This is a genomic window from Solicola gregarius, assembly GCF_025790165.1.
Lineage (GTDB): Bacteria > Actinomycetota > Actinomycetes > Propionibacteriales > Nocardioidaceae > Solicola > Solicola gregarius.
On sequence record NZ_CP094970.1, the window covers coordinates 4,269,244 to 4,293,313 of the forward strand.

General features: G+C 67.9%; 24 protein-coding genes and 1 pseudogene. 13 read left to right on the top strand and 12 right to left on the bottom strand.

What is annotated here, in order from left to right; genetic code table 11:
- Position 1: 1 nt before the first annotated feature.
- Both L0C25_RS20775 and L0C25_RS20780 read right to left on the bottom strand, forming a co-directional pair.
- Positions 2 to 784 (bottom strand): ABC transporter permease, encoded by a 783-nt coding sequence (locus tag L0C25_RS20775; RefSeq protein WP_271633680.1) that lies wholly within the window; start codon positions 782 to 784, stop codon positions 2 to 4.
- Positions 781 to 1,701 (bottom strand): ABC transporter ATP-binding protein, encoded by a 921-nt coding sequence (locus tag L0C25_RS20780; RefSeq protein WP_271633681.1) that lies wholly within the window; start codon positions 1,699 to 1,701, stop codon positions 781 to 783. The genes L0C25_RS20775 and L0C25_RS20780 overlap by 4 nt, the downstream gene beginning before the upstream one ends.
- Before the next feature lie 254 nt (positions 1,702 to 1,955).
- Between L0C25_RS20780 and L0C25_RS20785 the strand changes: the two genes are divergently transcribed.
- Genes L0C25_RS20785 through L0C25_RS20825 form a run of 9 tightly spaced genes read left to right on the top strand, consistent with a single transcriptional unit; the run spans position 1,956 to position 9,217 of the window.
- Entirely contained in the window at positions 1,956 to 2,711 is a 756-nt protein-coding gene (locus L0C25_RS20785; protein WP_271633682.1) for a helix-turn-helix transcriptional regulator, read from the top strand.
- Positions 2,708 to 4,147 (top strand): Fe-S cluster assembly protein SufB, encoded by a 1,440-nt coding sequence (gene sufB, locus L0C25_RS20790; RefSeq protein WP_271633683.1) that lies wholly within the window; start codon positions 2,708 to 2,710, stop codon positions 4,145 to 4,147. Before L0C25_RS20785 ends, sufB begins: the two co-directional genes overlap by 4 nt.
- Positions 4,144 to 5,349, top strand: coding sequence for a Fe-S cluster assembly protein SufD (gene sufD / locus L0C25_RS20795; protein ID WP_271633684.1), 1,206 nt, complete (start codon positions 4,144 to 4,146; stop codon positions 5,347 to 5,349). Before sufB ends, sufD begins: the two co-directional genes overlap by 4 nt.
- A 10-nt stretch (positions 5,350 to 5,359) precedes the next feature.
- Complete coding sequence (locus L0C25_RS20800) at positions 5,360 to 5,686, top strand: non-heme iron oxygenase ferredoxin subunit (RefSeq protein ID WP_271633685.1); 327 nt, start codon at positions 5,360 to 5,362, stop codon at positions 5,684 to 5,686.
- 45 nt (positions 5,687 to 5,731) lie between these two features.
- Positions 5,732 to 6,493 carry a Fe-S cluster assembly ATPase SufC gene (gene sufC, locus L0C25_RS20805; RefSeq protein ID WP_271633686.1) on the top strand — a complete coding sequence of 254 codons (762 nt, stop codon included), beginning with the start codon at positions 5,732 to 5,734 and terminating at the stop codon, positions 6,491 to 6,493.
- Entirely contained in the window at positions 6,493 to 7,770 is a 1,278-nt protein-coding gene (locus tag L0C25_RS20810) for a cysteine desulfurase (RefSeq protein ID WP_271633687.1), read from the top strand. Before sufC ends, L0C25_RS20810 begins: the two co-directional genes overlap by 1 nt.
- A 3-nt stretch (positions 7,771 to 7,773) precedes the next feature.
- Positions 7,774 to 8,232, top strand: coding sequence for a Fe-S cluster assembly sulfur transfer protein SufU (gene sufU / locus L0C25_RS20815; RefSeq protein ID WP_271633688.1), 459 nt, complete (start codon positions 7,774 to 7,776; stop codon positions 8,230 to 8,232).
- A 40-nt stretch (positions 8,233 to 8,272) separates the two neighbouring features.
- Complete coding sequence (locus tag L0C25_RS20820; protein WP_271633689.1) at positions 8,273 to 8,632, top strand: metal-sulfur cluster assembly factor; 360 nt, start codon at positions 8,273 to 8,275, stop codon at positions 8,630 to 8,632.
- A 12-nt stretch (positions 8,633 to 8,644) separates the two neighbouring features.
- Complete coding sequence (locus tag L0C25_RS20825; protein WP_271633690.1) at positions 8,645 to 9,217, top strand: acVLRF1 family peptidyl-tRNA hydrolase; 573 nt, start codon at positions 8,645 to 8,647, stop codon at positions 9,215 to 9,217.
- 25 nt (positions 9,218 to 9,242) lie between these two features.
- Here L0C25_RS20825 and L0C25_RS20830 read toward each other — a convergent pair whose 3' ends face one another.
- The 7 genes from L0C25_RS20830 to L0C25_RS20860 form a co-directional block, all read right to left on the bottom strand.
- Entirely contained in the window at positions 9,243 to 10,544 is a 1,302-nt protein-coding gene (locus L0C25_RS20830) for a hypothetical protein (protein WP_271633691.1), read from the bottom strand.
- Positions 10,545 to 10,651: 107 nt separating this feature from the next.
- Positions 10,652 to 11,227: a hypothetical protein gene (locus L0C25_RS20835; protein WP_271633692.1), complete on the bottom strand. Its 576-nt coding sequence runs from the start codon at positions 11,225 to 11,227 to the stop codon at positions 10,652 to 10,654.
- 63 nt (positions 11,228 to 11,290) lie between these two features.
- Positions 11,291 to 12,061 (bottom strand): hypothetical protein, encoded by a 771-nt coding sequence (locus L0C25_RS20840; RefSeq protein ID WP_271633693.1) that lies wholly within the window; start codon positions 12,059 to 12,061, stop codon positions 11,291 to 11,293.
- A complete protein-coding gene (locus L0C25_RS20845; RefSeq protein ID WP_271633694.1) occupies positions 12,054 to 12,857 on the bottom strand; it encodes a hypothetical protein in 804 nt (267 codons plus the stop codon). The genes L0C25_RS20840 and L0C25_RS20845 overlap by 8 nt, the downstream gene beginning before the upstream one ends.
- On the bottom strand, positions 12,854 to 13,654 hold the full coding sequence (locus tag L0C25_RS20850) for a hypothetical protein (protein ID WP_271633695.1): 801 nt from the start codon (positions 13,652 to 13,654) through the stop codon (positions 12,854 to 12,856). The genes L0C25_RS20845 and L0C25_RS20850 overlap by 4 nt, the downstream gene beginning before the upstream one ends.
- The gene (locus L0C25_RS20855; protein ID WP_271633696.1) at positions 13,651 to 14,271 is read right to left on the bottom strand and encodes a hypothetical protein; all 621 of its coding nucleotides are present in this window, start codon (positions 14,269 to 14,271) and stop codon (positions 13,651 to 13,653) included. Before L0C25_RS20855 ends, L0C25_RS20850 begins: the two co-directional genes overlap by 4 nt.
- A 90-nt stretch (positions 14,272 to 14,361) precedes the next feature.
- The gene (locus L0C25_RS20860; RefSeq protein ID WP_271633697.1) at positions 14,362 to 15,705 is read right to left on the bottom strand and encodes a hypothetical protein; all 1,344 of its coding nucleotides are present in this window, start codon (positions 15,703 to 15,705) and stop codon (positions 14,362 to 14,364) included.
- Between the two features lie 253 nt (positions 15,706 to 15,958).
- Between L0C25_RS20860 and L0C25_RS20865 the strand changes: the two genes are divergently transcribed.
- From L0C25_RS20865 to L0C25_RS20875, 3 genes are read left to right on the top strand one after another with little or no spacing between them, the layout of a single operon-like run.
- Positions 15,959 to 16,321 carry a hypothetical protein gene (locus L0C25_RS20865; RefSeq protein ID WP_271633698.1) on the top strand — a complete coding sequence of 121 codons (363 nt, stop codon included), beginning with the start codon at positions 15,959 to 15,961 and terminating at the stop codon, positions 16,319 to 16,321.
- A gap of 32 nt (positions 16,322 to 16,353) precedes the next feature.
- Positions 16,354 to 16,665, top strand: a complete 312-nt coding sequence (locus L0C25_RS20870) for a hypothetical protein (protein ID WP_271633699.1) — start codon at positions 16,354 to 16,356, stop codon at positions 16,663 to 16,665.
- 41 nt (positions 16,666 to 16,706) lie between these two features.
- Positions 16,707 to 17,060, top strand: a complete 354-nt coding sequence (locus L0C25_RS20875) for a hypothetical protein (RefSeq protein WP_271633700.1) — start codon at positions 16,707 to 16,709, stop codon at positions 17,058 to 17,060.
- Positions 17,061 to 17,461: 401 nt separating this feature from the next.
- Here the strand turns inward: L0C25_RS20875 and L0C25_RS20880 are convergent, their stop codons facing one another.
- Positions 17,462 to 18,877: an HNH endonuclease signature motif containing protein gene (locus tag L0C25_RS20880; RefSeq protein WP_271633701.1), complete on the bottom strand. Its 1,416-nt coding sequence runs from the start codon at positions 18,875 to 18,877 to the stop codon at positions 17,462 to 17,464.
- Between the two features lie 324 nt (positions 18,878 to 19,201).
- Here L0C25_RS20880 and L0C25_RS20885 point away from each other — a divergent pair, with 324 nt between their 5' ends.
- Positions 19,202 to 19,642: a YybH family protein gene (locus tag L0C25_RS20885; protein WP_271633702.1), complete on the top strand. Its 441-nt coding sequence runs from the start codon at positions 19,202 to 19,204 to the stop codon at positions 19,640 to 19,642.
- A gap of 478 nt (positions 19,643 to 20,120) precedes the next feature.
- On the opposite strand, the gene eccCb is transcribed toward L0C25_RS20885, so the two are convergent.
- Entirely contained in the window at positions 20,121 to 21,317 is a 1,197-nt protein-coding gene (eccCb, locus tag L0C25_RS20890; RefSeq protein ID WP_271633703.1) for a type VII secretion protein EccCb, read from the bottom strand.
- Positions 21,265 to 23,955: pseudogene (gene eccCa, locus L0C25_RS20895) on the bottom strand (type VII secretion protein EccCa); the annotation flags it as partial. The gene eccCb and the pseudogene eccCa, both read right to left, overlap by 53 nt.
- Positions 23,956 to 24,070: the final 115 nt, after the last annotated feature.

Below are 24,070 nucleotides of genomic sequence, written 5' to 3' on the forward strand. Positions count from 1 at the left end.
CTCACTCCCACCGGAACGTCTTGGCGACGGCGAAGCCGGCGAGCAGGGCCCACGCGACCAGCACCACGAGCGGCTCCGCGCCCGGACCGCCACCGGCGGTCACCGCCCGGATGGCCTCGGAGAGCGCCGCCGAGGGCAGCAGCTCCAGGAACGGCTGCGCCGAGTCGGGATACCGACCGAGCGGTACGACGATCGCTCCGCCGAGCAGCAGCAGTACGTAGATCAGGTTGGCGGCGGCCAGGGTCGCCTCGGCGCGCAGTACGCCGGCGACGAGCAGGCCGAGAGCGCCGAACGCCGCGGTGCCCAAGAGAACCACCAGGACCAGCCACGCGATCGCGAGCACACCGCCGGACGGTTCCCAGCCGAGGAGCAGCGCGGCACCGCCGAGCACGACCAGCTGGATCGCCTCGACGACGAGGACAGCGGCCGTCTTGCCGGCGAGCAGCCCCGCTCGTGGAAGCGGCGTCGAACCGAGCAGCTTGAGCACCTCGTACCGCCGCTCGAAGCCGGTCGCGATCGCCAGCGAGGTGAACGACGTCGACAGGATCGCGAGGGCGAGTACGCCAGGGGCGAGGATGTCGATGCGTGACCCGGTGCCGAGGTCGACGACGTCGCCGGACTCGGTGCCGGCGACGAGGACGAGCAACGGGATGACGAGCGCGAGCAGGATCTGCTCGCCGTTGCGGAGCAGGAGCCGGCTCTCCATCCGCGCCTGCGCGGCGACCATCCGGGGCAGCGGTGCAGCCCCGGGCCGCGGCGTGAGGTCCAAGGTCGCGCCGCTCACCGCAGCTCCTTGCCGGTCAGCTCGAGGAAGACGTCCTCGAGGGTGCGTCGCTCGACGGACAGCCGTTCGGCCATCACACCGTTCGAGGCACACCATGCCGTGAGGGTGGCCAACAGTGCCGGGTCGACCTCGCCCGTGACGACGTACGCGCCGGGCATCGTCTCGACGACCTTGGTCGCCGAGGAGAGTGCGAGCGCGAGCTCACCGACGTCGAGACCGGGCCGTGCCGTGAACCGGATGGTGTTCTCGGCGCCCGACGACGTGAGCTGCGTCGGCGTACCGCTCGCGATGACCCGTCCGTTGTCCACGACGTGGACCTGGTCGGCGAGGCGCTCAGCCTCGTCCATGTAGTGCGTGGTCAGCACCACGGTGACGCCCGCATCGCGCAGGTCGTCGACGAGCTGCCAGGTCGCGCGGCGTGCCTGCGGGTCGAGGCCGGCGGTCGGCTCGTCGAGGAACACCAGCTCCGGTCGCCCGACGATCGCCATGGCGAGTCCGAGCCGTTGGCGTTGGCCGCCGGACATCCGCCGGTACGGCGTGCGCCCGAGGGAGCGGAGGCCGAGTCGCTCTACCAGCGCGTCGACGTCGAGCGGGTACGCGTGCAGCGACGCGACGTGGGCGAGCATCTCGCCGGCGCGGGCGCCAGACCAGGACCCGCCCTGCTGCAGCATGACGCCGACGCGCGGCCGCAGATCGGCGCCGTCGGTGATCGGGTCGAGCCCGAGGACGCGCACGTACCCGCCCTGGGGCCGCCGGTAGCCCTCGCACGTCTCGATGGTGGTGGTCTTCCCGGCGCCGTTGGGTCCGAGAACGGCGGTGACCGTGCCTCGGCCGACGCTCATGGTCAGCCCGTCGACGGCCGAGACATCCCCGTAGCGCATGACGAGGCCGCTGACCTCGACGACGGGGGACTCCACCGGATCAGTCTAATTCTGTGAAGGGATGCACAAGCGGGCGGTCCCGTCCGCGCGCCCGACGACCACCGTGCCTTGCACGGTAAGGATCTGCAGGGCACGATGAATTCGCCGCGCACAGTGACGGTTTACCATGTAAACATGGTAAACGTACGCTGGCGAACGATGCGGGAACGGCCCGACTCGTGTGCGATCGCACACGCGTACTAAGGTCAACCTTGGTTGAACGCGCCGGGTATTAACATCACACTGGTGTTGTGAAATACACGCGTGCCGTCGAGACGTCGCCTGCGGACGACGCTCCGACGCGAGACCGCGTGGTCAAGAGCATCCTCGAGTCCGGCCCGTCGACGGCCGCCGATCTCGCCGAGCGCCTCGAGCTCACTCCCGCCGCCGTACGCCGGCACCTCGACCACCTCCTTTCGGAGGGCACGATCGAGGCGCGTGAGCCGAGGGTCACCGGGCACCGAGGTCGCGGGCGACCGCCGAAGATCTTCGTGATCACCGACGCCGGCCGCGAGGAGTTCGCTCAGCAGTACGACGACCTCGCCGTCCACGCGCTACGGTTCCTCGCCGACTCCGCGGGCGACGAGGCGGTGCTCGAGTTCGCTCGGCGACGCGTCGCCGAGCTCGAGGACCGCTACCGTCCGCTGATCGAGGGCGCGAGCGTCGAGGACCGTCCGCGCGTGCTCGCCGAGGCGCTGACCGCCGATGGTTACGCAGCGTCGGTACGCACGGCGCCGAGTGGCGACCAGGTGTGCCAGCACCATTGTCCGGTGGCGCATGTGGCGGCGGAGTTCCCGCAGCTGTGCGATGCCGAGACCGAGGTGTTCGCCCGGCTGCTGGGCCAGCACGTCCAGCGACTCGCGACCATCGCGCACGGCGACGGCGTGTGCACGACCAATGTTCCCGATCAACCCAGGAATCCCCGGCAACCGATGGCCGTTGCCTCTGGTGGCGGATCAACCACCGATGCATCCGGCCCGCACGACAATGGGAGGACTCCCGCATGACGACAACGTCCAACGAGCGCAACGCGGTCGAGGAAGCCAACCCGGAGCTCGCCGGCCTCGGCCGGTACGAGTTCGGGTGGTCCGACTCCGACGTCGCCGGTGCAGCCGCCAAACGCGGCCTGTCCGAGGCGGTCGTGCGCGACATCTCCGGGAAGAAGGACGAACCCGAGTGGATGCTCGACCTGCGCCTGAAGGGCCTCAAGCTGTTCGATCGCAAGCCGATGCCGCACTGGGGTGCGGACCTCGACACGATCGACTTCGAGAACATCAAGTACTTCGTACGCTCGACGGAGAAGCAGGCCGCGAGCTGGGAAGACCTCCCGGACGACATCAAGAACACCTACGACAAGCTCGGCATCCCCGAGGCGGAGAAGCAGCGCCTCGTGTCGGGCGTCGCCGCGCAGTACGAGTCCGAGGTCGTCTACCACAAGATCCGTGAGGATCTCGAGGAGCAGGGCGTCATCTTCCTCGACACCGACACGGCGCTCAAGGAGCACCCGGAGCTGTTCAAGGAGTACTTCACGACCGTCATCCCGGTCGGCGACAACAAGTTCTCCGCGCTGAACACCTCGGTCTGGTCCGGCGGCTCGTTCATCTACGTGCCGAAGGGTGTCCACGTCGACATCCCGCTGCAGGCGTACTTCCGCATCAACACCGAGAACATGGGTCAGTTCGAGCGGACGCTGATCATCGTCGACGAGGACGCGTACGTCCACTACGTCGAGGGCTGCACCGCGCCGATCTACAAGACCGACTCGCTGCACTCCGCCGTCGTCGAGATCGTCGTGAAGAAGGGCGGCCGCTGCCGCTACACGACGATCCAGAACTGGTCCAACAACGTCTACAACCTCGTCACGAAGCGCGCCACCTGCGAGGAAGGCGCGACCATGGAGTGGGTCGACGGCAACATCGGCTCCAAGGTGACGATGAAGTACCCCGCGATCTACCTGATGGGCGAGCACTCGCGCGGTGAGACGCTGTCGCTCGCGTTCGCGGGCGAGGGCCAGCACCAGGACTCCGGCGCCAAGATGGTGCACTGCGCGCCGCATACGTCGAGCTCGATCATCTCCAAGTCGGTCGCGCGCGGCGGCGGTCGTACGTCGTACCGCGGTCTGCTGCAGGTCCAGGAGGGCGCCGAGCACTCCGCGAGCACGGTCAAGTGCGACGCCCTGCTGGTCGACCAGATCAGCCGATCCGACACCTATCCGTACGTCGACGTGCGAGAGGACGACGTCTCGCTCGGCCACGAGGCAACGGTCTCGAAGGTCAGCGCCGACCAGCTGTTCTACCTGATGAGCCGCGGCCTCGACGAGGACGAGGCGATGGCGATGATCGTCCGCGGTTTCGTGGAGCCGATCGCGCGCGAGCTGCCGATGGAGTACGCCCTCGAGCTGAACCGACTGATCGAGCTGCAAATGGAAGGTGCCGTGGGGTGACTGCCACGACTGATACTGACAACGCCGTCTCCGCAGCGATCGAGACAACCGATCGCATCGCCAGCCATCTGCACCCAACGGGTTCGTTCTCCCTGGACGACCACGCGGTGCCGAACGGTCTCGAGGAGGTCTGGCGGTTCACGCCGCTGAAGCGGCTGAAGGGCCTGCACAACGGGAAGTTCAACCCCGACGGCAAGGTCGTCGCGAGTGTCGACGCCGACGAGCGCGTGCGCATCGAGACGGTCGGGCGCGACGACGCGCGGCTCGGCAGTGTGTACGCGCCGGGTGACCGGATCAGCGCGCAGGCGTGGACCTCGTTCACGGAGGCGACGGTCGTGACCGTGCCCGCCGAGACCGAGGTCGACGAGCCCATCGTGGTGAGCGTGCGGGGCGAGAACGCCGACCAGGCGACGTTCGGGCACATCTTCCTCGATCTCGAGCAGTTCGCCTCCGCGACGATCGTGCTCGACCACTCGGGCAGTGCCCTGCTCGCGGCCAACGTCGAGATACGCATCGGTGACGGTGCCGCACTCACGCTGCTGTCGGTACAGGACTGGGACGACGACGCCGTCCACGTCGCGCACCACCACGCCCTGGTCGGCCGCGACGCGACGTACAAGCATGTTGCGGTGTCGTTCGGCGGTGACGTCGTGCGTCTGAACACCTCGGTCGAGTACGGCAGCACCGGCGGCGACGTCACGTTGCTCGGCCTGTACTTCGCCGACGCCGGCCAGCACCTCGAGCATCGGCTCTTCGTCGACCACAACCGCCCGAACGGGCGCAGCCACGTCGACTACAAGGGCGCGCTCCAGGGCGACAAGGCGCACACGGTGTGGATCGGCGACGTGCTGATCCGCAAGTCGGGTGAGGGCATCGAGACGTACGAGAGCAACGACAACCTGGTGCTCACCGACGGCTGTCGCGCCGACTCCGTGCCGAACCTCGAGATCGAGACCGGCGAGATCGCGGGTGCCGGCCACGCGAGTACGACGGGTCGGTTCGACGACCAGCACCTGTTCTACCTGCAGAGCCGGGGCATCCCGGAAGAGGAGGCCCGTCGTCTGGTCGTGTACGGGTTCTTCAACGACATCATCCGGCGCATCGGTGTGCCGCAGGTCGAGCCGCGGCTGCTGAGCGCGGTCGAGGCCGAGCTGGCGAAGAACATCGGTGTTGCGGCGGTGACGAGCGAGCCACGAGCGTGAAGGCGAGGGTATGAGCTTCACCCGTGCAGCGGCGTTCAACGACGTGCCCAAGGGCGGCGCGATCGGGGTCGAGGTCGGCGGTGTCGACGTCGCCCTGGTGCGCGACGGCGACGACGTGTACGCGATCCACGACGAGTGCTCGCACGCCGAGATCCCGCTCTCGGAGGGCGACGTCGAGGGCTGCGAGATCGAGTGCTGGCTGCACGGCTCACGCTTCGACGCGCGTACCGGCGCGGTGCTGAACCTGCCGGCGACCGAGCCGGTCGCCGTCTATCCGTGTCGCCGCGAGGGCGACGACGTCGAGGTCGACGTCGAGAACCCGCTTCCCGCACCGTGACCACCAACTGAACGAAACATCAGCGAACCTAAGGACTACGAGCTCATGGCCACACTGGACATTCGCGACCTGCACGTCGAGGTCGACACCGAGGACGGACCGAAGGAGATCCTGCGCGGCGTCGACCTGACCGTGAAGTCGGGCGAGACGCACGCGATCATGGGCCCCAACGGCTCCGGTAAGTCGACGCTCGCGTACTCGATCGCCGGTCACCCGAAGTACAAGGTCACCGGCGGTTCCGTCACGCTCGACGGCACCGACGTCCTCGGCATGACCGTCGACCAGCGCGCACGCGCCGGCCTGTTCCTCGCGATGCAGTACCCCGTCGAGATCCCCGGGGTCTCGGTCGCGAACTTCCTGCGGGCCGCCAAGACCGCGGTCGACGGCGAGTCGCCGAAGCTGCGTACCTGGATCAAGGACGTCAACGACGCGCTCGAGGGCCTGAAGCTGGACAAGCAGTTCGCCCAGCGCAGCGTCAACGACGGCTTCTCCGGCGGTGAGAAGAAGCGGCACGAGATCGTGCAGCTCGACCTGCTCAACCCGAAGTTCGCCGTCCTCGACGAGACCGACTCCGGCCTCGACATCGACGCGCTGCGCATCGTGGCCGACGGCGTCAACAAGTTCACGTCCCAGGGCGACCGCGGCCTGCTGCTGATCACGCACTACACGCGGATCCTGCGCTACATCAAGCCCGACTTCGTGCACGTGTTCGTCGCCGGACGCGTCGCCGACGAGGGCGGCCCGGAGCTCGCCGAGCAGCTCGAGGCCGAGGGCTATGACAAGTACGTGCGGGCGGCGACGGTCTGATGGTTGTCGCCGAGTCCAGCGCCGCCGACGTCGGTTACGACATCGACCTGGTGCGCCAGGACTTCCCGGTGCTGGGTCGGCGGCTGGCCGGTGACCGGCCGCTCGTCTACCTCGACAGCGCGAACACGTCGCAGAAGCCGACGGTGGTCATCGACGCGATCGACGACCATTACCGCAACCACAACGCGAACGTCGCGCGGGCGCTGCATCAGCTCGGCGCCGAGGCGACCGAGGCGTACGAGGGCGCCCGCGACAAGGTCGCGGCGTTCATCGGCGCGCGTAGCCGCGACGAGATCATCTTCGCGAAGAACATCTCCGAGGGCCTGAACCTCGTCGCGAACGTCCTCGCCTGGGCCGGTCCGCCCTACGGCGTCGGCGAGGGCGACGAGATCGTCATCACCGAGATGGAGCACCACTCGAACATCGTGCCGTGGCAGCTGCTGGCGCAGCGGCGGGGCGCGACGCTGCGGTGGTTCGGGCTCACCGACGAGGGTCGGCTCGACCTGTCGAACATCGACGATGTGATCACCGAGCGTACGAAGGTCGTCTCGCTCGTGCACGTGTCGAACATGCTGGGCACGATCAACCCCGTCGCCCAGATCGCGCAACGCGCGCACGAGGTCGGTGCACTCGTCGTCGTCGACGCGGCCCAGGCGGTGCCCCAGCTTCCGTACGACGTGCTCTCCACCGGCGCCGACTTCGTCGGCTTCACCGGCCACAAGGCCGTCGGGCCGACCGGCATCGGCGTCCTGTGGGGCCGTCACGACATCCTGGAGCAGCTGCCCCCGTTCCTCGGCGGCGGCGAGATGATCGAGACCGTCACGATGGAGCGGTCGACGTACGCCCCGCCGCCGGCGCGGTTCGAGGCGGGCACCCAGCCGATCGCCGAGGCCGTCGGTCTCGGCGTCGCGGTCGACTATCTCAGCGGCCTCGACATGGGCGCCGTCGCCGCGCACGAACGCCGCATCACCGCGTACGCCTTGGGCCAGCTGGCCGAAGTGAAGGGCCTGCGCGTCATCGGCCCGACCGAGGCCGTCGACCGCGGGGGAGCGATCAGTTTCGAGCTCGACGGGGTGCATCCGCACGACGTGGCGCAGGTACTCGACTCACGCGGCGTCGCGGTGCGGGCGGGCCACCACTGCGCGAAGCCGGCGCACGCGCGGTTCGGTGTGCAGTCGTCCGTACGCGCCTCGCCGTACCTCTACACCACCGAGGCGGAAATCGACGCGCTCGTCGAGGCGTTGGAGTACACCAAGAACTACTTCAAGGTCGGGTGAGCCATGGATCTCGATGTCCTGTACCAGGAGATCATTCTCGATCACTACAAGAACCCGCACGGCAAGGGCCTGCGCGAGCCGTACGAGGCCGAGGTACATCACGTCAACCCGACCTGTGGTGACGAGATCACGATGCGCGTACACCTCGAAGGCGAGCAGGTCGCCGACATCTCCTACGACGCCGAAGGCTGCTCGATCAGCCAGGCGTCGGCCTCGGTGCTCAACGACCTGCTGATCGGCAAGTCGGTCGGCGACGCGATGGGCGTGCTGGACGAGTTCCAGTCGGTGATGCAGGGCCGCGGCCAGGTCGAGCCGGACGAGGAGCGCCTCGAGGACGGCGTCGCGTTCGCGGGCGTGGCGAAGTTTCCGGCGCGGGTAAAGTGTGCACTGTTGTCCTGGATGGCCTTCAAGGACGCTACGGCGCAGGCCGCAGCGGCGAGCGGCGGAGCGAGGGACGAGTGAGCAGCGAGCGCGACAAAGGGCGCTGCCAAAGGGAGGAAGCATGACCGAGAACGCAACCGATCTACCAGAGGTCGATCTGTCCGCGGACACCACGGTCGCGGTCGACGACGTCAACGAGGCCCTCAAGGATGTCGTCGATCCCGAGCTCGGCATCAACATCGTCGACCTCGGCCTCGTGTACGGCATTTCGCTCGACGACGACAACAACGCGTCGATCGACATGACGCTGACCTCCGCGGCCTGCCCGCTGACCGACGTCATCGAGGACCAGACGCGTCAGTCGCTCGAGGGCGTGGTCAATGACTTCCGGATCAACTGGGTCTGGATGCCGCCGTGGGGTCCCGACAAGATCACCGACGACGGCCGCGAGATGCTGCGGGCCCTCGGCTTCAACGTCTAGACGCAGCCCTAGGTGGACTCGCCGCACCGTACGGTGCTCGTGGCGTACGAGCGACTCGACGGCTGGTGCGAGCGCTTCGGTGCGCGGCACGGCGGCTACGTACGCGAGCGGTTCGGCACGCGGGTACGCCTCACGGCGACCGACGGCGCGGAGGCCGAGTTCGGCGATGGCCCGCCGCCCGAGCGGTTCGGGCTCGTCCTGGTACGCCGTGGCGGTTACGCGGTCGGCCTCGTCGAGCACGGGGTGCTCGCAGCGTCGAAGTGCGGCACGCGTTACGTCCAAGGGCGCACCAAGGCGGGCGGCTGGAGTCAGCAGCGGTACGCGCGGCGCCGGTCCAACCAGGCGGACGGGCTCGCCGGGGCGGCCGGTGACGCGATCCGGCGCGTGCTCGGTGACGCCGGTGCGCTGACGGCTTACGGCGGGGGAGACCACCGCCTGGTCGACGCCTCGCTCGACGCGAGTCGCGCCGGTCGCGTCACGCTGGCGGAGCGCTGGCTCGACGTACCCGATCCGCGCCACGCGGTGCTCGTACGTGCCGTCGACCAGGCTCGGTCGGTGCCGATCGAGCTGAACGCACTCGCCTGATCCGGCGGCTCGACACCCGCGCCGGTCACCACGGGGTGATGGCGTCCAGGCCGTCCTTGATGGTGCCGCCCGGATCGTCCACGAAGTCGCTGACACCCTCGCTGACCCCGTCGACGACGCTGTCCAGGCCGCTGTTGTCGTACAACCAGGACGCACCGTCGGCGATCTTGTCGCCGGTCCACTGGGCGGCGTCCCAGATCTCCTCGCGGTACTGGTACACCATGCTGCCGAGCGCAACGACGCCGGCGCCGATCGCGACCGCGGCCAGCGCAGGTGGGAAAGCCGCGCCCATGATGAGCGCGGCCGTGCCGAGTCCGCCGGACACCATGAACGCGCTGTTGCCGACGACGCCGTTGATCTTCTCGTCGGTCGCCAGGGTGTCCCACTGGTCGATCGTGTTGTAGAGGCCGACGCCACCGACGACGACCGCGGCCGGCGACAGGATGCGGCCGGCCCATTTGCTGATCGGCCCGAACCATTTGGAGTTCGCGCCGTACTTTCCGAAGAGGTAGCCGGGCCTGGCCGCGTTGGTCATGTTCTGACCGCGGTAGAAGGCCTTCGCGTCGCCGGGCTTCATCCCGTGGTCCTTCATGATCTGGCGAACCTGGGCGATGATCTCCGGAGAGGTGGTCGCACTGTGCAGACCGCCGGGCCCGAGCTTGAACATGTAGCGCGTGAACGAACGTACCCAGCTCGGCGAGGTCAGCACGAAGTTGCTGGTCGCCGCGATCATCCGCATGGTGTTGAGCGTCGCGATCGTCTGTCCGGTGGCGTGCGCCACCTCCTCGGCCGTCAGGTCGCCCGAGATGAACAGGCTCACCAGCGTCTCGTCCGACGGCCCGTCCTTGAGCAGTCCGCCGGCGAAGTCGGCAGCGTCGTCGAGATCGCCCTCGTACCCCTTGCGCTTGTCCTCGAGCCGCGAACGTAGGCTCGCGCCGGCCGCGTCGATATCGGACTGGCTGGCCTCCTCGATCCCCTCGGGCGTGCACAGCCCGGTCGCGTAGAAGTCGTGGCTCTTGGCCGTTTCGTACTCCGTGTTCAGCTCGTCGATATGGCCGTCGTAGGTGCAGATGGCCATCGCGAAGTGGCGGATCGCCCCACCGGCGAGCAGGGACGCAGAGCCGAGCTCGCCCGAACCGGCCTCCGGGGTCGCGGACGCGTTCGCGACGGGGTCCTTGATGTCGTACTGGGTCTCGTCGGATGCTGCCGCCGAGCGGCCGTCGAGGTTGGACTGCAGCGTGCTGTAGGTCGTCTGCAGGCTCGCGGCGGAGTCACCGGCCTCCTTGCTAGCACCGGAATCGCCGCGGTAGTACTCGAACAGGGACACCTGACGCCAATCCTTCCCTCGCCTGCAGTTAACTGTCCGTAACCATAGGGGGCAACGGGGTCATGGACGCACTGTGACGGCGTGGGGTGGTGATGTGTGGATGAGCGCTATCGGCGCTGGGCGCCGCGGCTCGCGCGCACGGCGTCGGCGAGCAGCCGGCCGTTGCGATGCGCATCGCGAAAGCTCAGCCGCCACCGTGCGGTCTCGTACCCGGCGTCGATGTCATGCCGGCCGAGCCTGCCCTTGGCGAGTCGGCGCGCCTCGTCGGGGTGCAGACCGGTGACGTGCAGGCTCTGCTCGACCAGTGGGCACTCGCGCTGGTGCCGTTGCGCGACATGGAACTCTCCGCGGGGCACCCGATGCCGTGGCCGGACGGCGATGTCGTCCGCGTCGACGGTGTGGAACGGGACGACGTACGTGCGCAGGCCGGGGATCGACCGCAGCACGAGGGCGTGCTCGTGGATCCGGTGTTGCAGCAACAGCCATTCGCCGAAGGCGTACGTGAAAGGCACGAAGAACAGCAAGAAGATGATGACGCCGACGACCGGCCCCGGCGGCCCGATGGCCGCGAGGATCGCGAACGGGCAGCTGATCGCGACCAGGAAGGCCCAGGCGTACAGGGGCCGCATCGGCCGGTGCACGCGCAGCAGCGCGCCGAGCTGGTCTCGTGTTGGCTGGGGCATCGTGGTCAACCGTAGGCCGCCGCCGGGTCATGGCGAAAGCGCAGCCGCGCAGGGGCGTCTCGCTCAGGGCTCGAGCGGGAGTGCGCCGGCGACGCGGTCGAGGATCAGCTCGGACAGCCGCTCGCGGGTGATGGCGGAGATGCGCAGCTGCTGTCCGCCGTCGGGGAAGGCGATGACCCCGATGCCGTTCGCGTGGGCGACCAGCCACGACTCTGCGCCGATCGCGCCGGTCGCGTCGGGGAGGAAGAGCAGCACCTCGACCTGTCGAGCGCTCACGCCCAGCTCGTTGATGACCCAGGTGTTCCAGCGCTCGACAGGGATCCGACCGTTCACCGGTACGCCCGCGTGCGAGACGATGGGCAGGGCCCACTCGGCGAGGCGCTCGACCGCGACACCGTGGGTGCATGCCGTGAAGACGTGCATGCCCTCCGCGTCGACGCTCTCCTCGAATGCCCCGGCGCGCGACTGAACCGTCAGGTAGCGGCCCGTACGAACCCCGCCGTGTGCCGATCGCGCCATCAAGTGCGCATCGCAGAGGCGGCGCACATCGGCCACCAGCTGGAGCGCGTCCGAGGCGCGCAGCCGGATGCCGTCGTCCGTCGCCTCGTCGGAAGGCTCGAGCAGCCCGCGAAGGAACAGGCTCCGCTCACCGAACCGGGCACACTCCCGTACGTTCAGGTTGTTGGCGTCGATCCACGGCTGAAGGCTGAGGTCGGACTCCACCTCGCGATCGATCGCCGCGATCTCCTCGTCCGACAGCAGCTGGAACGTGTACGAGCCGTCGGCGGCGTTCGACAGTGCCGATCGCAGGTACGACACCAGGTGGTCATGCATCGGCGGGCCGGTATCCGTCGAGCGGGCTGGTGATGGCTTCGAGCCGGTCGCGAAGGGTCTGCCGCGATACAGGCGCGATGCGCACGTGGTCGGGGTCCTCGGCGTACATGATCTCCGTCCGGTCGGCGAAGTTGTAGACGCTGAACCGATCGTCGGTCAGGTTGCGCATCGAGCCGTCGTGGCGCCTGGCGATGACGACGCTGACGATCTTGGCCTCCGCCAGGCTTTCGCGTACGTCGTACTGCCAGGTGCGTGCATCGAGACGCCGGCCGGGACCATCCTCGTCGGTCGCCTCGGGGATCGGGGCGAGACTCTGCACCGCAGAGTCGAGGGCGAGCGCGCGTTTCATCGCGCTGAACAGATGCTCGCCTTCGGGTGTGACGGCCTCGGCGAGGACGCGGCGATCCGCGCGCAGGTAGGCGGTGACCCACTGCCGGCCGAACGCCGTGCGCTGGTCGATCGCCAACAGCGCGAGCCACGAGCGCCGCATCCGAAGCACGGTCCGCACGGTCGGCTCCGGTGCCGACACGCTGTCGCCTCCCAACGGCGTGCCGTCGGCGATCGCATTGTCGCTGAACATCCTGCGGGCGGCCTCTTCGACGGCCGCCGACCGCTGGTCGTCGGGTACGTCAGGACCCAGCGACAGCAGGGGAGTGACCCGCTTGGCATCGGGACCGTCGAGGGCGAGGATCTCGGCATCGGTGGCCGTGAACAGCCGCCGGGGACCGAACTGGATGTCCGCGAGCACGTCCTCGGCCCGTCGGCGGTACGCGTCGTACGTCGGATCGGAAATCACGAACCCCTTGGACTCGACACCTGCGCATAGCGACGCGCAGACGCTATCCGATCGTCGATCAGCTCGCGGAGCCGGTTCGTGGTGAGCGGCCGGACGGCCAGCGTCGACGCCGACGACGGGCACGCCAGCAGGGCGATGCGGTCGCTGTAGGCGATGAGCCATTGTTCGGGGTCCCGCTCGCCCCGGTGGTCGGGGAGGAGCACCTCGACGTTCAGGTCGGTGACCTTCGCGTCGGGTAGCTCCACGTACAGGAACTGCGGCCACTCGTGCGTCGCGATCTCCATCATGCCGCCGGTCCGCGGTCCATCGACGGGTACGCACCAGCGGGCGAGCCGGGTGGCGGCATCGTCGTAGTTGCAGGCGCTGAACAGGTGAAAGCCCTGCACCGAGATGTCCTCCTCGAATGCCCCGAGCTCGGGTTGTACGACGACGATCTTGCTGCTGCCGGTGCCATTCTGTGGGCGCACGGCACGGACGTACCCGAGCCCGATGCGTCGCGTGTCGAGTACGACGCGTACCTCCGGCGGCACGTCGAGCACCCGGTCGGCACCGGGCACCGGGTTCGTCTCCCGGAGCAGACCACGAGCCAGCAGGCTGCGTACGCCGAATCGTCCGGCGAGCTCTCGGCTCACGCCGCGGGTGTCGGCGACCCACGGCGTCGGGTGCGGCGTCGCGGCCTCGATGTGCTCGATGGCGACGAGCTCCTCGTCGGTGAGGAGGGTGATCGTGTGGGGCTCGTGCGCTGCTCGCTGCAACAAGTCGCGAAGCCGATGGATCGTCTCGTCGCTCGGCCTCACGTCGATCGTCTCGCGTCGGCGTCGGCGTCGGCGACACGACGGCGTAGGTCGGCGGCCGCGCGGCCGTTGTGCGGCATGCTGACGTACCAGCGTTCGACGTCGAGCGAGCGCGCCCAGAGGTGTCGCGGGAGCGCGTCGGCAGCTGCGATCGTCGGTGTCCACTGCGCGCGCCCCCGCGCGAGGCGGCTCGCGGACGTCGGCGCGATTCCCACGAACGTCACGACGCCGACATATGGCGCCTGCCGGTAGCGTCGGGCGAACGCATCGGTCACATCCGCCGCTCCCTTGGGCCGCCGGTACGACTGCGCATCGATCGACTCGGGGTCGATCGTCGCGTACGGGATCGCGTATCGCGGCGTCAGCGGAATGGTGCTGGACAGCAGCAGGCCGTGTTCGAAGACCTGCTGGCGTACGAACAGTGACTCGGCGAACAACCCGAGGAGCAGCGCGGTCGTCACGACGAACGCCAGCGCCGCGATCGTCGCGGAGCCCACCGGTCCGAACCACAGGCCGAGCCCGATCAGGACGCCGGGCAGTGCGCATGCGGCGACGGCGAGGATCGGGTTGATCGGGTGGTGGCTCGACACCGGCCGGCCCAGCTCCCTCGGGGGATGCACGACGCTCCAATACGGATGTAGGAATTGGCGCTACTTGGATAGATCGAGTGCGAGCAACCACCCGATCAGTTCGCTACCGGAACTGCTCACTCACCACGGCGTCACGGCGTCCCAGCCCTCGCTGATGGCGTCGCCGGCGTCGTCGAGCGCCTCGCCCGCGTCGTCCCACCGGTCGCTCGCCCAGTCCGTCGTCGCATCCCAGCCCTCGGAGATGCGGTCACCGGTCCAGTTCCAGGCGGTCGAGACCGCTGCGGAGATGTCGTCCCAGTTGCGGTAGATCATGATCCCGCACGACACGAGGCCCGCGCCGATGAGAATGCCCGCGCCGACCGGGCCGAGGCTCAGTACGGGGGTGAGCGCGAGCAGGCCACCACCGGACGAGACGAGGCCGGTGACGTCGCCGGTGACCCGAAGCGCCGTGTCCCAGCCGCTCTTGCCCTGGTTGCCGTTCGCCATCAGGTCGTACAGGTCGTACCCGTTCGCGAGAACGCTGAGTACGGCAAGGCCGCCCCCCAGCTTGCCGGTCGCCTTCGCCGCGTTGATCCAGTTCATCCGCGCGACGTTGTAGTCGCCCTCGGCGAACAGCTTCGTGTACTGCAGCAGGCTGATCTCCTCGCGCGACTGCATGTACGTGTTCAGCGACGCAAGCGTCGTCGTGTCGAGGTTGCGACCGATCGCGCCGAGTACGGCTCCCCACTGGTGCTCGGTCCTGGCGAGCTCCGCGGCGACCTCCGTCAGGTCGTTCGAGGCCGCGAACATCGAGAACAGCTTGCGGAACTTGCCCGGCGTCTTCCACAGCTTGCGCGCCTCGTGGAAGTACGAGCGGATCGTGTTCAGGGTGCCGATGTCGATGCCGGGGAACGCATCGACTGCTTGGGCGGGAAGGTACCCGCCGGCGATCATCAGCATGATCGTGTCGTCGGTCGGGCCGCCGTCCATCGCCTTGCCGATCGCGTCGGCGTCGCTGTCGAGCGCCGCGAGAAGCGTCTCCTGCTCACCCCGCAGAGTCGCCTGCAGGCTCGAGTCGGCCGATCGGATCGCGCCGTCGCGGTCCTCCGGCGTCCCGTCCTGGATGGTCCCGTCGACCGTGCACATCGCGACGTCGACGTGGAAGTCGGCCGCCTTGGCCTCGTCGTAGCGACGGTTCAGGTCGTCGATGCCGGTGTTGTACGTCTCGACGGCCTCGGCGTACTGGTTGAGGCATCCGGTGGCGAGGTACGACGCCTTGCGCAGCTCGGTGCTGGATCCCTCCGGCGCTGCCGTCACCGTTCTCGTCGGGCGGTCGATGTAGCCGTCGACGGCCGCGGCCGCGGCCGACGCGCGGCCGGACAGGCTCCCCGTGAGCACGCCGTACGCCGTGCCCTGGCCCGCTGAGTCGGTCGCGTACTGCCGGATATCGGCAGGTTTCGCCGGATGATGCGAGAACAGCGACATGCTTCCTCCTCGTTCGCGGCAGGCAGCGCAACGCTGCGCCGCGAACGTAGGCGGGACCGATGTCGTGCAGGCGCCGTGCGAATGTACGTACGGTTACTCGCGGCGTACGCGTGGGTTGCGGTGTCCTGCGCCGGCAGAGGAAGGGGTTCGCGCGTATCCGACTTTCGCGCTGGTGACCCCCTCACCTCCTAACGTGAGTTTTCGAACTGCAGGTCGTTCGGACGGGGCGACCGAAAGCGATGGAGGAACACCGATGGAAGGCACCAACAACTTCGTACACCTCAATGACCCCGGCAACCTGACCAAGATCGGTACGAGCGGGTATGGCGACGGTGCCGAGGGCGAAGGCGGTTCGACCAAGAACTTCCTGACCCGCGCGGAAGAGGGCGGAAACCAGCTGGTCGGTCGTGCGGGCAACACGGCGCAGACCATTTCGGCCACCACGGCCCTGAGTTCGGCCCACCTCGCGAAGCACCTCGCCGACCAGGCCGTTCGCGCCGTGCTCACCGAGAAGGAAGGCCTGACCGGCGACGAAGAGGCCGAGCAGGGTCAGCAGGGCGCCACCAGCGCGGCCGAGTCGTTCGTGACTGCGGTCAACAAGCCGATCAACATCTGAGCAACGGATCGAAGCGAACGAAGGAGAACATCATGGCCAAGAGCATGTCGCTACACGCGAACTTTGCGGGCATCGAGCAGTACGGTGCCGATGTCGGCTCCCACGGCGCCGAGAACGAGGGCACGAAGGCCACCGCCAAGGCGATGGCGACGCGGGCGTGTGAGGAGCTCGGCTACGGCGCGGGCTCGTCCCAGCACGGCGCGGTCATGCGCAAGCTCGACTCGCTGTTCGACGAGCACATCGCCAACGTCAACCTGCACAAGACGGGCACGTACAACGCGGGCGACACAATGATGGCGGCCGGTCAGCGGATGCAGACGAGGATGAGCCAGACGCAGATCTGATTCCGTCTACCCGTTCCGATCCGTTGCGATAGGAGGTTGCTGTGCCGAACTGGGGAATGAACGCCGACATGTTGTACGGCGCCGGCGGTAATGTCTCCAAGCTCTCGGTGCCTGGAGCCCAGGCCACCAAAGGCATGTTGGAATCTGCCGGTGGAGCCGCCGACGTCGTCCATCATCCGATCATGAGGGGGGCGCTGAACGGCTTCGTCGAGACGTGGGCCACGCCGGCGAACCGTCTGGTGCACAACATCGAGGCGGCCGGCTCTCAAGTTCAGGACGCCGCCGTCACCGGCGACCAGGCCGACCTCGACGCCGATACCGAGCAGCAACCCGTCAAGTCGCTGGTCAGTGAGCACCTGTCTGCGCTCTCGAAGCCGATCAACGACATCGTCTAGCAGTTCGCCCACCGCACGAACGCCCGGTCATCGCGACCGGGCGTTCGTGCGCGTTATGGGCTTGAGCTCTGCGCGTACCGGCCTCACCGTTCCCGCGCATAGTGGCTCTTGGAATGCTCGAGTAGGCCTGCCGACAGGTGCGAGGAATCTGCATTTGGGTGCGTGTAAGGCCAGCAGATTCCTTCGTCGCAACGGTCGGGCCGGCACCGAAGGACATGGGACGGTGACGTTCGAAGCGAAATGGTCGGGAGTCGACCGGCAACGCGAGTCGCGCGGGTACGGATCTCGTCGCCGCCCGTCCGGCGCACGTCGATTCATTCGCTTCCACTTCCACGGTTCCCGGCAGGTTGGCTCTTGGCATGCCGGTGCCCCGCCGCGGTGGTGCATTCGTGGCGGGGATCCTAAGCGGCGTTCCGTTTTCGCCTTGCTTGTACGGTTCGACGGACTTGGCCGGGGAGTTTGGTCGTGGTTCCTCCGGTGACGAGGTACGACCGTCCGGCGGGTGATTGCCAGAGCCAGATGCCGGGTGCGGGACTGGACACAGTCCAGGCGGTGAAGGTCTTCGCCCGGTGGTGATACCTACATAGTCGGTGGCCGTTTCTCGAGTCGGTCAGGCCGCCGTCGGCGTGGTTGAGGATGTGGTCGTAGTCGCCGACCCGGGCCGGACGCGTGCAGTGGGGAAAGGTGCAGGTGCCGGCGTTCATCAGCGCGAGCTGCTCTTTCAACCGCGGTGGTGCGACGTAGCCGGTGGCCGAGATCGTGGTCTCCAGGTCGATCACGGGTTTGACGGTGACGTGGGAGTGGCCGAGGATCTCGAGCGCTTCGGACCTTGTGATGGCGCCGACGTCTTCGAGGGACCAGGTGCCCCAGCACCGGTCGAAATGGACGTACAGAACCGTCTGCCGTGAACTGGAGCGGCGCCCTCGACGTGCCCGTTCGGGCGACCCTCCGTCACCGGGCTGATCGGCTCCGTCGGCCGGCTCCGGCTCCGGGTCCGGCTTCGGCGCGGTGTCGCTGGTCTTGTCGGTCTGGTCGGCGCGGGCCGCCTGGAACTGGTGGTAGAGGTCGTCGAGGCTGTCGGGTTCGTCCAACATGCCCAATGCGACGGATCGGAGGATGTCATAGGTGCGGTTGTCGCCGAGGAACCGCAGCGATTCGACGATCTGGTCGAGGCGTTGGTCGAGCCTCTTGCCGTCGTCCAGCGACAGGGTGCCGGAGATGCGGGCGACACCGTCTTCGGGCCAGATCGACACACTCCGCCGACGCCGGTTTTCGTTGCGTTGGTTCTCGGGGTCGTCGGGGTCTTCGACGATGCGGATCTGGTCCAGGATCTGCTGGACCCGCCCCATGCCGACCCGCGCGATCAACGGCGTCCCATCCACATTCGCGGCCGACAGTCGCCGGTCGGCGTCGCCGGCCTGGGCGATCGTGAATCGTCGGGTCTTGCGGGCGACCTTCCGGATTTGCCACGCATCCACCGAACCGTCGTACAGACACGCGAACAGTTGCGGGAGCCGGTAGGTGAGGTCGAGGGCGTCGGCGATCAGGTCCCGCCCACCGGACGCACTCAAGCCCAGTGCGGGGCCGACCTCACACGCGGCGTATTCCGACACGCTCGGGGTACCCGACCCGCCGTAGCGGGTCCACTCGTTGACACCGCCGGCCCGTGCGAGCGGCGTGTCTGCGGTGTAGGCGAGGTAGCCGAGGAGGGCGTCGTACTGGGCGGCCTCGGTCTGCGCCAGGTGGCGCCGCGCATCCAGCGCGATGTCGAGTCCATCGTGGGACTCGGTGTCGTAGGTGAGTGTGGCCGCCCTCATAGAACCTATTCTGCCACCCGCCACCGACAGAACAGGATGCTCAGAAGGCTTATCCACAAGAGGTTTCGAGAAACGTTCGAGAATGTTCTAGGCCCGGCTAGTGCTGTGTCCATGAACGTTGGCCGGGTTGGTGACACGCCGGTCAGCGTGCGTGGCCGGTGATTGGTTTGCACTGCCTTCACCCGACCTCGACCGGGCCTGGGCCTCGACGAACGCCGCAGGCGTCGCGTCCAGGTTACGGACCTGGCGTGTCACATACCGGGGTGCTGTGTCGTCGTACAGGCGAGAAGCCAAGGTTGAGGTTCGAATGGCGGATGGGGAGCGATGCCAAGCCAACGCAGGGTGGACGACGTCAAGATCAGGCAGCAGGTCGACAAGATCGTCGAAGGAATCCGAACCAAGGACCTCGAGAGCCTGAAACAGCTTTACGCAACGGACGTCGTGTCCTTCGACATCGAACCGCCGCTACAGCATGTGGGGCTGGCGGCAAAGTCGAAGAACTGGGCGACCGCGTTCACGTTCTTCCAGGATGCACGCTATGAAGTTCGCGACCTGACACTCACCGTGGGCGATGACGTGGCTTTCGGGCACTGCTTCGCTCGGCTCAGCGGAACGCTGAAGAACGGGACGGTCACGAACGGTATGTGGGTCCGGGTCACCTACTGCTTCCGCAAGATCGACGGCAACTGGTTGATCACGCACGACCAGGTCTCCGTACCGTTCGACCTGGCGAGCGGCAACGGAGTGACCGACCTCGAACCATGACGAGCACCAAGGCCGTGAAGTTCAGGATGGGGTGCTGGGCGCAAGTCAGCTAAAACAGGCCACCACGTGTCCGGTTCCGTGGTTGTGGATCAAGTAGGCGGAGAGTTTCCGCAGGCTCCAGCGGGCGAAGGGCTGGTCGATTTCTCCGGTCGCGCGATGGCCGGTGCGAAGAGAATCGGCGTTTGGGTGCGAATAGCGACCCAAACGCAGATTCCTTCATCGGCACCGGGCCGGGTCGGGCACGGAAGCGCACGGCAACTACGAAAGCGGCAACGAAATGGTCGGGAAAACCGACCGGCAACCCGAGCCGCCTGGGTACGGATCCTCGTCGCCGCCATGCGGTCTGCACCGCCGCGAACGAATAGCGGTGAAGGCGGCAAGCGCCGCGAACGGAAACGATGAAGGCAGAAGCCCAACGAACGGGAAACGGTGAAGACGGAAAGCCCAGCGCACACGGAAACGCCGAAGGACGCAGGCACTACTCCTCGTCGAGCGCCGTCTGCACCTGCGATGCTCCGCCGCCGCGCGGTACGTACAGCGCGCGGCCGTCGGGCAGGTTCGCGGGCGCGACGTTGTTGAGCACGCGGCCCTCCATCCGGTCGCCCGAGAACATCAAGCCCGGGGTCGAGACGTCGCCGAGCCGCTGCAGCAGCGGCTCGAAGATGGCGCGGCCGAGGCCACCGGTGCGGCGGGCGATGACGAGGTGGAGTCCGAGGTCGCGGCCCTGCGGTACGAACTCGACGTACTCCTGCAACGGGTTGCCCGAGCTCGTCGCGACGAGGTCGAAGTCATCGACGAGGACGACGACCTCGAGCCCCTTCCACCACGTACGGTTGCGCAGCTGCTCGGAGGTGACGTCCGGACCAGGTATGCGCTGGCGGAGCGACCCCGATATCTCGCTGGTCACCTGGCGGGTCTGCTGATCGGATGTCGCGTATGCGAGCAGGTAGTCGTGCGGGATCACGTCGAGCATGGTGCGGCGGTAGTCCACCACGACGAACCCGAGCTGCTCGGGCGTACGCGTTGCCATCATTCCCTTGGCGATGACCTTCAGGATGTTCGTCTTGCCGGTCTCGCCGTCGCCGTACACGAGCAGGTGCGGTGACGAACCGAACGGGTCGATCGCGGCCGGGCCGAGGTTGATCTCAGAGAGCCCGACCGGGATCGCGTTGTCGCCGCTCTGCGGTTTCGGCAGGTCGGAGACCCGTACGAGGCTCGGCAACACCTGCACCTTGGACACCTGCGTGGTCCAGCGCTGCGACACCTGGGCCGCTGCGTGTGCGATGCCCCCGGAGATGTCGTCGGCATCGGGTTCGCCGTCGATACGGGGGAGGGCGGCCTGGAAGATCAGCTCGCCGTCGACGTCGGTGAGGCCGCGGCCGGGCGTGTCCTTCGGGACCTGCTCCATCAGCTTGCGGTCGAACGACGAGTCGAACGAGTCGTTGAGTCGCAGCTCGAGCCGGCCGCCGAACGCCGGCTGCATCCGCATTCGTACCTGCATGCCCTGCGTGACGGCCAAGACGACGTGCACGCCGTAGTTCAGACCCCGCGCGGCGATGTCGCCGATGACGAACTTCGAGCGAGTCGTACTCCTCCCGGAAGGTGCCCCACCCGTCGACGATGAGGAAGACGTCGCCGGGGATCTCCGCGGGAACGCGGCCCTCGGCGCGGGCATTGCGCAGGTCGCGCATCGACGTGAGGTTGTACTGCTTGAAGATCGCCTCGCGCTGGTTGAGGACGCCCATGACGTCGTTGACCGTGCGCTGGATGCGCTCAGGGTCCATCCGGGTGGCCACCGCGGCGACGTGCGGCATGGACTCGAGGCCGGTGAGCAGGCCGCCTCCGTAGTCGATGCAGTAGAACGCCACGTCGTTGGGCGCGTACTTCAGCGCCATCGACGTGATCATGCTGGCGAGCAGCACGCTCTTGCCGGAGGCCGGAGATCCGCTGACGATCAGGTTGCCGCCGCCACCCGCGAAGTTCCAGTCGAGTACGAACTGCCGTTGCTTCGCGGCGTCGTCGACGCGGCCGATCGGCGCGCTCACGGTGGCCACGTCGCCGCGGGTGTCGGTGTCGTACAGCTCGTCGAGGGTCATCACCTTCGGCAGCGGGTCGAGCCACACGGGGCGTACCTGCGGTGCGCCGGAGCGCTCGAGCTGGCGGCAGATGACATCGAGCACCGACTGCTGGCCCGGTGCCGTCGGCGCGTCGTCCTCGTCGGCGTCGTCGTTCGCCGCGGCCGCCTGCTGGGCGATCCAGCTGCCGAGACCGTTGAGCGCGACGTACGGCACGACGGGCACGATCGTCTTCGGTCCCTCGGACGGCGGGGTGTACGCGGACGACACGAGGGCCGCCTTGAATCGTTCGAAGACGGTCGTGTCGACCTTCAGGTAGCCGGATCCGGGTTCGGGCGGCAGGTGGTACGCGTCGGGCACCCCGATCGCGTCGCGGCTCTCGCTCTCGGAGAAGGTCCGCAGACTGATCCGGTACGACAGGTGCGACTCGAGCCCGCGGATCTTGCCCATCTCGAGCTTCTGCGTCGCGAGCAGGAGATGGACGCCGATCGACCGGCCGATCCGCCCGATGGCCACGAACAGCTCGGCGAAGTCGGGCTTGGCGGTGAGCAGCTCGGAGAACTCGTCGATGATGACGAGCAGGTGGGGGAGCGGCTCGAGGTCCGCGCCCGCCTCGATCTGGTCGTGGTATGCGGTGACGTTCGGGAGGTTGCCGGCCTTCTTGAGGATCTCCTGGCGACGCTGCATCTCCCCGAACAGTGCGTCACGCATCCGGTCGACGAGGGTGAGGTCGTCTTGCAGGTTGGTGATCATGCCCGCCATGTGCGGGATGTTCTCCATCGACGCGAAGGTCGCGCCGCCCTTGAAGTCGACGAGCATCAGGGCGAGACGGTCGGGCGGGTGTCCGATGACCAGCGAGCTGACGAGGGTGCGCAGCATCTCCGACTTGCCGGAGCCGGTGGCGCCGACGACCATGCCGTGCGGGCCCATGCCGCCGTGTGCCGACTCCTTCAGGTCGAGCGTCACGGCGTTGCCGTTCTGGCCGACACCGATGGGTACGCGAAGGAGATCGCGCAACGCGCGTGGGCGCCAGGTGACACGCGGCTCCAGCGTCGCGGGGTCGGGCACGCCGAGGATGTCCGGGAGGCCGACCGTCGTACTCAAGGTCTCGTCGACCTCCTCCTCGACCGAGAGGCGCAATGCGGACAGCTGCCGGGAGACGACGTTCGCCAGCGAGGGAGGAGTGATGTCGAGCCGGAACGCCCATGGACGCGAAGCGATGGTGGTGGTCAGGTCGTCGCTGACGACGACGCGGTCGTCGACGTTGCCGGGCTCGGCCCGACGGTGCGGCAGGAGCGAGATGACGTGGACACCGAGATCGGCGAGGCTCACGCTCGAGTCGGACGGCTCGATCGCCTGCTGGGTCAGGAGATCCTCGCCGTCGACGATCACCACGAGCCGCGTCGGCTGGCTGACCTCCTGGCCGCGGCCGCGTTGGTGTCGGTCGAGTCGCGCCTCGAGGTCGGGTTCGAGGAACTCCTGCATCGACGCGATGCTGTTCGAGACCCGACGTGCTGCCAGGTCTCCGTCGAGCGCGGCTGCGTCGTGGGCGTGGGGGAGCCATTTGACCCAGTCCCAGTCGGGCGCCGTGGCGTCGGAGCGTACGACGGCGAGCTCGAGGTCGTTGGGCGAGTGAAACGTGACCAGCTGCGCGACGATGCCCTGCGCCAGCGAGCGGGTGAGCTCCGGACGGCCGAGCACACTGAGGGTTCCGATCGTCGACAGGTCGAGCGTGATCGGCTGGTCGTGCAGCACGGAGTACCGGGTCTGCAGCTCCTTGGCCGCCTCCAGGCAGACCGGGTCGAACTGGTTCAGCGGACCCGTGTCGGCCGACATCGTCAGCGGCGAGGCGAGGGGCTCGTCGCCGGTGCCGACGCGTACGACCAGGAAGTCGGGGTCGGTGGTGCGCCGCTCCCACCGGCGAGCGTCGTCTCGCGCGATGTCGATCAGTGCGCTGAGCGGGGGATGCCGGATGCCCTGCCCGGTGCGCTGGGTCGCGATCGTGTCGCGTACGGAGTGCCGAAGCTGCTCGATGTAGTCGAGATAGCGCTCGCGCGACTCCCGCATCTGCCGGCGGGCACCGCTCTTCTGACCGATGATCATCAGCGCCCCGATGGCAATGGAACCCACCAGGAAGAGCAGGCCGCCGACCGCCATGATCGGGTTGTCGTTGGTCAGCGCGACCGAAAGCGACGCAGTGCCGCTCATGACCGGCATCAGGATCATGCCGGCGCCCATCGTCGACGGCTGGCTCTGCTCGCGGCTGGGCGGTTCCACGATCTCGAGATCGGTGGAGTCGGCGACCGGCGGCTGGTTGCGCGCGGGCCGCTTCACCAGGATCGTCGTCACGTCG